The organism is Acidimicrobiia bacterium (assembly GCA_040880805.1).
In the GTDB taxonomy this organism is placed as follows: domain Bacteria; phylum Actinomycetota; class Acidimicrobiia; order IMCC26256; family DASPTH01; genus DASPTH01.
On record JBBDHW010000062.1, the window covers coordinates 54,042 to 63,156 of the forward strand.

The 9,115-nt window shown below is 67.0% G+C and carries 9 protein-coding genes and 2 tRNA genes; 2 read left to right on the forward strand and 9 right to left on the reverse strand.

Going from position 1 to position 9,115, the window contains the following annotated elements; translation table 11 throughout:
- Positions 1-219: 219 nt before the first annotated feature.
- The 9 genes from WD271_16840 to WD271_16880 all read right to left on the reverse strand — a co-directional run bounded on the left by WD271_16840 (position 220) and on the right by WD271_16880 (position 7,889).
- Positions 220-495 (reverse strand): HU family DNA-binding protein, encoded by a 276-nt coding sequence (locus tag WD271_16840; GenBank protein MEX1009487.1) that lies wholly within the window; start codon positions 493-495, stop codon positions 220-222.
- 347 nt (positions 496-842) lie between these two features.
- Positions 843-915, reverse strand: a tRNA-Glu gene (locus WD271_16845).
- An 18-nt stretch (positions 916-933) separates the two neighbouring features.
- A tRNA-Gln gene (locus WD271_16850) sits at positions 934-1,005 on the reverse strand.
- 49 nt (positions 1,006-1,054) lie between these two features.
- Entirely contained in the window at positions 1,055-2,476 is a 1,422-nt protein-coding gene (gene gltX, locus WD271_16855) for a glutamate--tRNA ligase (protein ID MEX1009488.1), read from the reverse strand.
- Positions 2,476-3,615, reverse strand: a complete 1,140-nt coding sequence (locus WD271_16860; protein MEX1009489.1) for an acyl-CoA dehydrogenase family protein — start codon at positions 3,613-3,615, stop codon at positions 2,476-2,478. The genes gltX and WD271_16860 overlap by 1 nt, the downstream gene beginning before the upstream one ends.
- Before the next feature lie 105 nt (positions 3,616-3,720).
- The gene (locus WD271_16865) at positions 3,721-4,260 is read right to left on the reverse strand and encodes a hypothetical protein (GenBank protein MEX1009490.1); all 540 of its coding nucleotides are present in this window, start codon (positions 4,258-4,260) and stop codon (positions 3,721-3,723) included.
- Between the two features lie 9 nt (positions 4,261-4,269).
- Positions 4,270-5,880 (reverse strand): citramalate synthase, encoded by a 1,611-nt coding sequence (cimA, locus tag WD271_16870; GenBank protein ID MEX1009491.1) that lies wholly within the window; start codon positions 5,878-5,880, stop codon positions 4,270-4,272.
- Positions 5,873-6,787: a branched-chain amino acid transaminase gene (locus WD271_16875; GenBank protein MEX1009492.1), complete on the reverse strand. Its 915-nt coding sequence runs from the start codon at positions 6,785-6,787 to the stop codon at positions 5,873-5,875. The genes cimA and WD271_16875 overlap by 8 nt, the downstream gene beginning before the upstream one ends.
- A gap of 106 nt (positions 6,788-6,893) precedes the next feature.
- Positions 6,894-7,889 carry a 3-isopropylmalate dehydrogenase gene (locus WD271_16880; GenBank protein ID MEX1009493.1) on the reverse strand — a complete coding sequence of 332 codons (996 nt, stop codon included), beginning with the start codon at positions 7,887-7,889 and terminating at the stop codon, positions 6,894-6,896.
- A 273-nt stretch (positions 7,890-8,162) separates the two neighbouring features.
- Here WD271_16880 and WD271_16885 point away from each other — a divergent pair, with 273 nt between their 5' ends.
- The gene (locus tag WD271_16885) at positions 8,163-8,897 is read left to right on the forward strand and encodes a YceI family protein (GenBank protein ID MEX1009494.1); all 735 of its coding nucleotides are present in this window, start codon (positions 8,163-8,165) and stop codon (positions 8,895-8,897) included.
- A 44-nt stretch (positions 8,898-8,941) separates the two neighbouring features.
- A partial coding sequence (locus WD271_16890; protein ID MEX1009495.1) for a transcription elongation factor GreA occupies positions 8,942-9,115 on the forward strand: 174 nt, incomplete at its 3' end.

Consider the following 9,115-nt stretch of genomic DNA (forward strand, 5'->3'; position numbering starts at 1 on the left):
TCCGACGCTTGGCCGGAGCCTTCTTCGCTGCAGCCTTCTTCCGACGCTTGGCCGGCTTCCGTGCCGTCGTCTTCCGGGCGGTCTTTCTCGCCACCCGACGCTTCGCCGGCTTACGGGCCGTCGTCTTCTTCGTTGTCTTCCGTGCGGTACGTCTCTTTGCCGGAGGCACGGTCACCACCTTTCTTGAGGGATATTCGGGGGTAGGCGCAGTGCCCTGGCCTACCTGTTCACGGCGGACTTGAAGGCTGCTCCCGCGGAGAACTTCACGCCCTTCGACGCCGCGATCTGTACCGGTTCGCCCGTGCGCGGGTTGCGACCCGTGCGCGCGGCGCGCGATGAGCGCGAGAAGGAACCGAAGCCGGGCAACGTGACTTTGTCATCGCTCGCGACCGCACCTTGGATGGAGTCGATAAACGCGTTCAGTGCGCGCTCGGCCTCTGCCTTGTTGAGTCCTGCCCGCTCCGCGATGCTGTCGACGAGCTCTGATTTGTTCACGCTTGCCTCCGAATCTGTGCGTGTTCCCAGGAAGTTGAACGCATTTGTGGGAAAACGTCAAGCATTTCCGTGCCGCGCGTCGCCGTCGGTGTATCGACGCTTCCACCAGCGACTGAAGGACGTGCTTGCTTCCGCTGTACTCCCAACGATTTTACGCCCGCTACACACGCGCTTTCGCGCGCAACAATCCGCTCGGGAGCGTACGACGTTTCACATCACAAGTGGTGGATTTCGCGCACAAATCTTTCGCGCACATTTTTCGCGCCGCGAGCACGCGTGGATGTCGCGTGCACGCGTGTGCTGTGCGTGACGCGGAAAAGCCCGGCCATCGAGGCCGGGCTCACTCGCAGCCCCGAGCAGATTCGAACTGCCGTTACCGCCTTGAGAGGGCGGCGTCCTCGGCCACTAGACGACGGGGCCGTGCTTGTGTTTCCCGAGCTCGGGGGGGAGGACTCGAACCCCCAATGACAGGGCCAGAACCTGCTGTGTTGCCGATTACACCACCCCCGAAGGGCGGCGTTCATGGTAGCGGACCGGGCGTTTCAGAGCCGAGGCCGATTCAACCGAGACGGGCGCGTGCAGCGCGGAGCCGGTGAAGCGCGCGCTCCCGCCCGAGCAGCCAGATCGAATCGAACAGCGGGAGACCCTGCGCACGACCCTCGACCGCCGCGTACAGCGCGGGCATGACCGTGCGCGCTTTCAGCCCGAGGCCGTCGATGATCTCACGCAGATCGAGAGCCTCGACGGTCCACTCGCAACGCTCGACCTGACCGACAACCGCGTCGAGCACCTCTCGGACCCGCTCGGTCGGTTCGACCTTCGCCCACGAGTCGGGATCGATCGCGAACTCGTGTTCGTCGATGAAGAGGAAGTCCATCTGCTCGACGAGCTGCACCGTCGTGGTGGCGCGCTCCTGCCCGATCGCGAGCGCCTGACGGAACACGTCGAGGTCAAGGCGATCGCCGAACCGCGCTCGGGCCCGTGGCTCGACACGTCGGGCCAGTTCGTCGAGCTCGAGCCGGCGGATCCACTGGCCGTTCATCCAGTCGAGCTTCTTGGGGTCGAACACCGCGGATGCATGCGTGACGCGTTCAAGGTCGAACTCGGCGACGAGCTCGTCGGCCGAGAGGATCTCTCTACCTTCAGAAGCTGACCATCCGAGCAGTGAGAGATAGTTGAGCAGCGCCTCGGGCAAGTACCCGCGCTCGCGGAATTCCTCGACCGCGACCGCGCCGTGGCGCTTCGAGAGCTTGGCCCGGTCGGCCGCGAGGATCAGTGGCAGGTGCGCGTACACGGGTTGCGGCCCGCCGCCCAGCGCCTCCCGGAGTGCGAGCACCCGGTGGGTGGTGTCGAGGAGATCCTCGCCGCGGATGACGTGGGTGATCTCCATGTCGATGTCGTCGACCGCGTTGGCCAGGAAGAAGATCGGGGAGCCGTCGGACCGCAGGATCACGAAGTCGTGGATCAGCGACCACTCGACCTCGACGTCTCCCCGGATCACGTCGTGGAACCGGCTCACGCCGGTGTCGGGCGTGCGGAATCGTACGACGCTCGTGCGCCCTTCCGCTGCCTGCGCGGCGCGCTCCTCGGCGGTGAGGTCGCGGCAGTGGCCGTCGTAGCCCGGCGTGCTCCCGGCCACGACCGCGGCGCCACTCCGAGCGCGCACCTCTTCCTCGGTGCAGTAGCACTCGTACGCGCTGCCGGCCGCCAAGAGCCGGTCGACCGCGTCCCGGTACCGATCGAAACGGCCGCTCTGGAGTACCGGCCCTTCGTCCCAGTCGAGACCGATCCACCGCATCGTCTCCTGGATGCCATCGATCCACTCGGCTCGGCTGCGCCCCACGTCGGTGTCCTCGATGCGCAGGATGAACGTGCCACCCTCGTGGCGCGCGAACAGCCAATTGAACAACGCCGTGCTGATGCTGCCGACGTGGAGCTCACCGGTCGGCGCAGGTGAGTAACGAACGCGTACGTCGGCCATCAACCCACCTCGTCGAGGATGTGGCGCGCGATGACGATCCGCTGCACCTGGTTGGTGCCCTCGTAGATCTGCGTGACCTTGGCGTCGCGCATCATGCGCTCCACCGGGTAGCGCCGCGTGTAGCCCGCGCCCCCGAAGAGCTGGACAGCGTCCGTGGTCACCCGCATCGCGGTGTCCGCCGCGAAGAGCTTGGACATCGCGGCGGCCCTTGACACTCGAGGATCCCCGGCGTCGAGGAGCGTGCACGCCTCGTAGATGAGCAGCCGCGCGGCCTCGACCTGCGTGGCCATATCGGCGAGCATGAACTGCACGCCCTGGAAATCGGCGACCCGCTGACCGAACTGGCGACGCTCGGCGACATAGTGGGTGGCCGCGTCGAGCGCGCCCTGCGCGATCCCCAGCGCCTGGACACCGACGATCGGCCGCGAGGAGTCGAGCGCACCCATCGCGTACGTGAAGCCCTTTCCCTCCTCGCCGATGAGGTTGGCCTCCGGCACCACGGCGTCGTCGAGGTACAACTCGCAAGTGGGTGAGCCGCGCATCCCCATCTTCGTCTCGGGCTCGCCGATCGACAAGCCAGGGGTGTCGCGCTCGACGACGAACGCGCTGATTCCCCGGTGGCCCGCCTCAGGATCGGTCTTGGCGAACACGACATAGAGGTCGGAGACGCCCGCATTCGTGATCCACGCCTTCGTGCCCCGCAACACGTAGTGATCGCCGTCGCGCACCGCTCTGGCGCTCAGGCTCGCGACGTCGCTCCCGGCGTCGGGCTCGGACAGGCAGTAGCTCGCCTGGGCCTCGCCGGCCGCGACGCGCGGGACGTAGCGAGCCTGGAGCTCGGGACTTCCGGCCATGAGGATCGGCGTCATCGCGAGCTTGGAGATGATCACGAACAACGACGACGAGCCGCACACGCGCGCCACCTCCTCGACGAACAGCGCGTACGTCAAGGTGCCGGCGCCGTCGCCGCCGTGTTCCTCCGGGAACCCGAGCCGGACGAAGCCCGAGTCGCGGTACGCGGCGAAGCTGGCCCACGGGTACTCGGCCCGCTCGTCCGCCTCGGCCGCGTTGGGCGCGATCTCGCGCTCGGCGAAGCGGCGAAACGTGTCACGGAGCTCGAGCTGCTCAGGAGTGAGCACAAGCCGAGCGCCATGGCGCCGGCGCGAGCGAACGGCCGCAAGCCGGGTACCCCGGCTTGCGGTGAGCGAGCCATCGGGGAGGCGCCGAGAGCGGGAAAGTAGGCATCAAGTGTCGTGGTCGACGGATTGCCGGAGCTGCGAGCGGAACTCGATGAGCAGCGCGGCGACCTGCGGCGGCATGCGGAGCACCGTATCGGGAACCGCATCGACGATCGCTCGTCGCGCCTCGTATTCGTGCTGCGCGCCGTGGACTGCCCGGGTGCGCCACTGCACGAACGTGGGGTCGACTTCGCCCTGGTAGCCCAGAAGCGCGGACGCAATGTCGATGTCGGTCATGACCGGCGCGCGTCCGAACGCCGCGGCGCGCTTCATCGCCACCTCGCCGACGACCGCAAGGGCGTCGTCGGCTGATTCGTGCGCGCCGAGCAGCAACCGTTCCCGCATGCGCTCGGCGAGCGTGAGCGCGTAGCCGACGTTCGGACCGGGACGGCCGAGCAGGGTGCCAGTGGGCTGGCCTGCTTCGAGGTCGCCGGGACGGTCGGCACGCCAGCTCTTTGCGGCCGGCATCCTGACGCCCGGGGCGAGGTTGGGCTCCTGGCGGGGCGCGTCCTCGAGGTTCGGGGCAACGAACGGGTCGGTCGGCATGAGCGCTTGCTACTCCGCGAGCGTTGCGAGGAGCAAGCCGTACACGAGCGAGTCGAAGAGAGCCTGCCAGGAGGCCTCGATGATGTTCTCGCTCACGCCGATCGTCGTCCAGGTTCGGTCGCCGTTGGTGGAGTCGACGAGCACCCTGGTGACGGCACCGGTTCCCTTCGCGGTGTCGAGCACGCGCACCTTGTAGTCGGTGAGGTGCACGTGCGCGAGGCTCGGGTAGCGATCGCCGATCGCCGTGCGCAGCGCGGTGTCGAGCGCGTTGACCGGCCCATTCCCCTCCGCTGTCGCGATGGTGCGATCCCCTGCGACGTGGACCTTGATGGTGGCCTCGGTGGTGGCATCGCCGGTGGCAGACGAGGGGTTGTCGTCGTCGGTGATGACGCGGAACGACTCCACCTCGAACCAGTTCTGCTCCCAGCCAGTCGCGCGCCGCATGAGCAGCTCGAGCGACGCGTCGGCCACTTCGAAGTGATAGCCCTCGTGTTCCATCCGCTTGAGGGTGTCGACGAGATCGTTGACCTGCGGACCGTCGAGCGTGAGCCCGAGCTCCTTCGCCTTCAGCAGGAGCGTGCTCTTGCCCGCGAGCTCCGACACCACGAAGCGCGTGCCGTTGCCGACCGAGTCGGGTGGAACGTGCTCGTAGGCGTCGGGGCGCTTGACGATCGCGCTCACGTGCAAGCCGGCCTTGTGCGCGAACGCCGACGATCCCACGTACGCGGCCTGCGGATTGAGCGCCATATTCACGAGCTCGGCGACATGGTGCGCGACGGGAGTGAGCCGCTCCAGCCGGTCCTCGGGGATCGTGGCCACGCCCATCTTCAGCGCGAGGTTCGGGATGATCGTGATGAGGTTGCAGTTGCCGGTTCGTTCGCCGTAGCCGTTGATCGTGCCCTGCACCTGGATCGCGCCGCCGCGCACGCCGGCGAGCGCGTTGGCTACTCCGGTGCCGGCGTCGTCGTGGAGGTGGACCGCGATTCCCACGTCACCGCCGAAGTAGTCGACGACTTCGGCGACCGTCTGCTCCACCTCGGGTGGCAGCGTGCCGCCGTTCGTGTCGCACAGCACGAGACGGCTCGCACCCGCAACGGCTGCGCCCTCGAGCACTCGCAAGCTGAACTCGGGGTTGCGTCGATAGCCGTCGAAGAAGTGCTCGGCGTCGAAGAACACCTCGCGCCCGTCGGCGCGCAGGAACGCCACCGAGTCGGCGACCATCGCCACGCCTTCGTCGAGGGTCGTCTCGAGCGCTTCGAGCACGTGGTAGTCCCAGGTCTTGCCGACGATGCACACTGTGGACGTGCCGGCCTCGAGCAAGTGACGCAGCGTGTCGTCGGAGTCGACCTTGCCCTTCTTCCGACGCGTCGAACCGAAGGCGACGAGCGTGCTCGTGTCGAGCTGGAGCTCGTGCGGCGCGCGCCGGAACATCTCGTCGTCCTTCGGGTTGGCTCCGGGCCAGCCCGCTTCGATGAAGTGGACACCGAGCCAGTCGAGCTGCTCGGCGATGCGCAGCTTGTCGTCGACGGTGAGCGAGATCCCTTCGAGCTGACTCCCGTCGCGCAGCGTCGTGTCGTAGATCTCGACGCGAGATGGCATGCGTCCTTCGGGATCAGACATGTTCCAACCAGTCTTTGTACCGCTCGACCTGGCCGCGGACGGTTGCGAGGTAGGTCTCCTGGAGCTTGCGGGTCATCTCGCCCGGGTCGCCGATCACGCGGTCGTCGACCGAGCGGATCGGCACCACCTCGGCCGCAGTGCCGGTGAGGAACGCTTCGTCGGCAAGGTAGAGGTCGTGGCGGAGGAGCTGCTCCTCGCGCACCTCGTAGCCCAGGTCGCGCGCGATGGTCATGATCGAGTCGCGAGTGATGCCGGCGAGTGCGCCGCTGGCGAGCGTGGGGGTGACCAGCACACCGTCGCGCACGATGAAGAGGTTCTCACCGGTGCACTCGGCCACGTAGCCCTGCGTGTTGAGCAGGATCGCCTCGTCGTATCCCGACTTCACCGCCTCGACCTTGGCCAGACTGGAGTTGATGTAGATGCCGGTGCCCTTGGCCGCTACCGGATTGACGTTCGGGTCCATGCGCCGCCACGACGAGATCTTCATTCGCACCCCCGCGGCGAGGCTGTCCTCGCCGAGGTATGCGCCCCACGGCCACACCGCGATCGACACGTTCACTGGGCAGGGCAGCGGGTTGAGGCCGATCTCCCCGTAACCGAGAAACGCGATCGGGCGCACATAGCACGAGTCGAGCCCGCTCTCGCGCACGGTGAGCTTGCACGCCTCGACGAGCTCCTCACGCGAGTAGGGGATCTCCATCATGATCAGCTTCGCCGAGTCGAGCAGCCGGTCGATGTGGTCGGTGAGGCGGAAGACGGCCGGGCCGTCGGGAGTCGCGTACGTACGGATCCCTTCGAACACACCGGAGCCGTAGTGCAGGCTGTGCGTGAGGACGTGCACGCGCGCTTCGTCCCACGGCACGAGCTCGCCGTCCATCCAGATCTTCTCGGTCTTCTCGAATGGCATCGCGCTACACCCTCTCTCTTTGTTCCGCTCCCACTCGGCTACTTCCGCTCCGCTCCATCCGCAGAGCTCTCTCCGCCTCTCCCGTCCGCTCCATCCGCCTCGCTCGCTACACCCTTCTACTGATCGCGTCGCCGATCTCACTGGTGGAGCCGGTGACGTCGTCGGAACGGTCGACGGCCGCGCGTACTCGTGCCGCGGCCTCGACCTCCCCGAGGAACTCCAACATCATCGCGGCTGACACGATCGCCGCGCGCGGATCGGCCTGGCCCGTGCCCGCGATGTCGGGCGCGGAGCCGTGCACGGGCTCGAAGAGCGACGGCCCCGTGCGGGCAGGATTCAGATTGGCCGACGCCGACCGCCCGTGCCCGCCCGCGATCGCGCCACCGACGTCGGTGATGATGTCGCCGAACATGTTGTCGGTGACGATCACGTCGTAGCGGCCGGGGTCTTGCACGAAGTAGATGCACGCGGCGTCGACATGGTTGTAGGCAGTGGCGATGTCGGGATACTCGAGCGCGACCTCGTCGAACGTGCGCTGCCACAAGTCACCCGCGAACGTGAGCACGTTGGTCTTGTGGACGAGCGTGAGGTGCTTGCGCTCCCGTGATCGCGCGAGCTCGAAGGCGTAACGCACGCACCGCTCGACACCCATACGAGTATTGACCGAACCCTGCGTCGCGACCTCGTGCGGTGTGCCCTTGCGCAGGAAGCCGCCCTCACCCGCGTACACACCCTCCGTGTTCTCACGCACGACGACCAGATCGATATCCGGATGACGCGCGTCGGGTGCGGCGACGAACGGACGGTGGTTCACGAACAGATCCAGCTCGAATCGCAGCCGCAGGAGGATGCCACGCTCGACGATCCCGGAACCCACGCCGGGTGCCGCGCCCACGGCGCCGAGCAGCACCGCGTCGAGCTTGCGGACCGCCTCGAGGTCCTCGTCGGGGAGCACGGCGCCGTCACGCGTGTAGCGCTCCCACCCGAGATCGAAGGGCACGGCCTCGTAAGAGACTCCGGTCGCGTCGAGACACTTGAGAGCCTCGGCGACGACCTCGGGGCCGATGCCGTCTCCTCCGATGATCCCGATGCGGTAGGTCATTGGTGTTTCCCAGGTGGTCGAATCTGCTGGTGCCGAACGTGGTCGGTGTCGAACTTTCCGGCAACGAAAAACCGCCCGACTCCGGTAGGCCCGAAGTGGACGGCTGAAGGCGAACGCCGGTGGCCGGCGTTCGCTACGGAATAACGATGACGGATGCGGGCGCGCGCTCCATGAACACGCCATTCTGCCAGGTCAGGGCGTCATGTGTCAACTCTGATGAACGCCTGAGAGAGTGCTCGATCTCGTGAGTGAGGGCTCCCGTACCCTTTTCCGATGAAGAAGCTCTTGCTCTGGGTCGGCGTCGGGGTCCTCACGCTCGTGGTGGTCGCCCTCTCGGGCTGGTACTTCTTCCTCAAGACCGACCCGGAGCCGCGCGCCGCGGTCATCCAGACACCGCTCCAGACCGAAGCGCCGACCACGGCGAACGCGACCGATGCGGGAACCACCAGCGACCCAGCCTCCGCGATCGCCGGCACGTACACGGTGAAGCCGGGCAGCAGCCAGAACTTCGTGGGCTACCGCGTCACCGAGAAGCTCGTCGCCAACGTCGTGGAGTCGACGGCCACCGGCCGCACGGACAACGTCACGGGCACGCTCACCATCAAGGGCACGAGGGTGAGCGACGTGACCGTCACTGCAGACCTCCGCGACCTCACGTCGGACCAGAGCTTCCGCGACGGACGGCTCCATTCGTCCGGCATCGAGTCCGACCGGTTCCCCCAGGCGAAGTTCGTCCTCACCGAACCCATCACGCTGCCGAAGGTCCCCGCGGCCGGCGAGACGATCAAGGTCGACGCCACCGGGGACTTCACCCTGCACGGTGTCACCAAGCAGGTGACCATCCCCATCGAAGCTCGCTGGGACGGCACGGACGTGCAGATCGTCGGCAACCTGCCGATCGTCTTCGGTGACTACAACATCACCGCCCCCACCGCTCCCCCGGTGGCGTCGGTCGACGACCACGGCGAGATGGAGTTCCAACTCTTCTTCAAAGAGAGCGGGGCCTGATCACTCGTCGCCGCTTCGTCGTCAACCGATAGCCTTGGAGGGCTATGGAAACCGCCCACCTCTCGAAGCAGGCCTACGAGCGGCTTCAGCACGAACTCGAAGAGCGATCCGGTCCGAACCGGAGGTCGATCTCCGCGGCGATCGAGCGCGCGCGCGAGCACGGCGACCTCAGCGAGAACGGCGAGTACCACGCGGCCAAGAACGAGCAGGGCCTCAAC

What these genes read in the sequence shown, in the direction of transcription:
- gltX (MEX1009488.1), bottom strand. Translation starts at nt 2,476, where the DNA reads ATGGCCGACGTACGCGTTCGTTACTCACCTGCGCCGACCGGTGAGCTC.
- WD271_16865 (MEX1009490.1), bottom strand. Translation starts at nt 4,260, where the DNA reads ATGCCGACCGACCCGTTCGTTGCCCCGAACCTCGAGGACGCGCCCCGC.
- cimA (MEX1009491.1), bottom strand. Translation starts at nt 5,880, where the DNA reads ATGTCTGATCCCGAAGGACGCATGCCATCTCGCGTCGAGATCTACGAC.
- WD271_16875 (MEX1009492.1), bottom strand. Translation starts at nt 6,787, where the DNA reads ATGCCATTCGAGAAGACCGAGAAGATCTGGATGGACGGCGAGCTCGTG.
- WD271_16880 (MEX1009493.1), bottom strand. Translation starts at nt 7,889, where the DNA reads ATGACCTACCGCATCGGGATCATCGGAGGAGACGGCATCGGCCCCGAG.
- WD271_16885 (MEX1009494.1), top strand. Translation starts at nt 8,163, where the DNA reads ATGAAGAAGCTCTTGCTCTGGGTCGGCGTCGGGGTCCTCACGCTCGTG.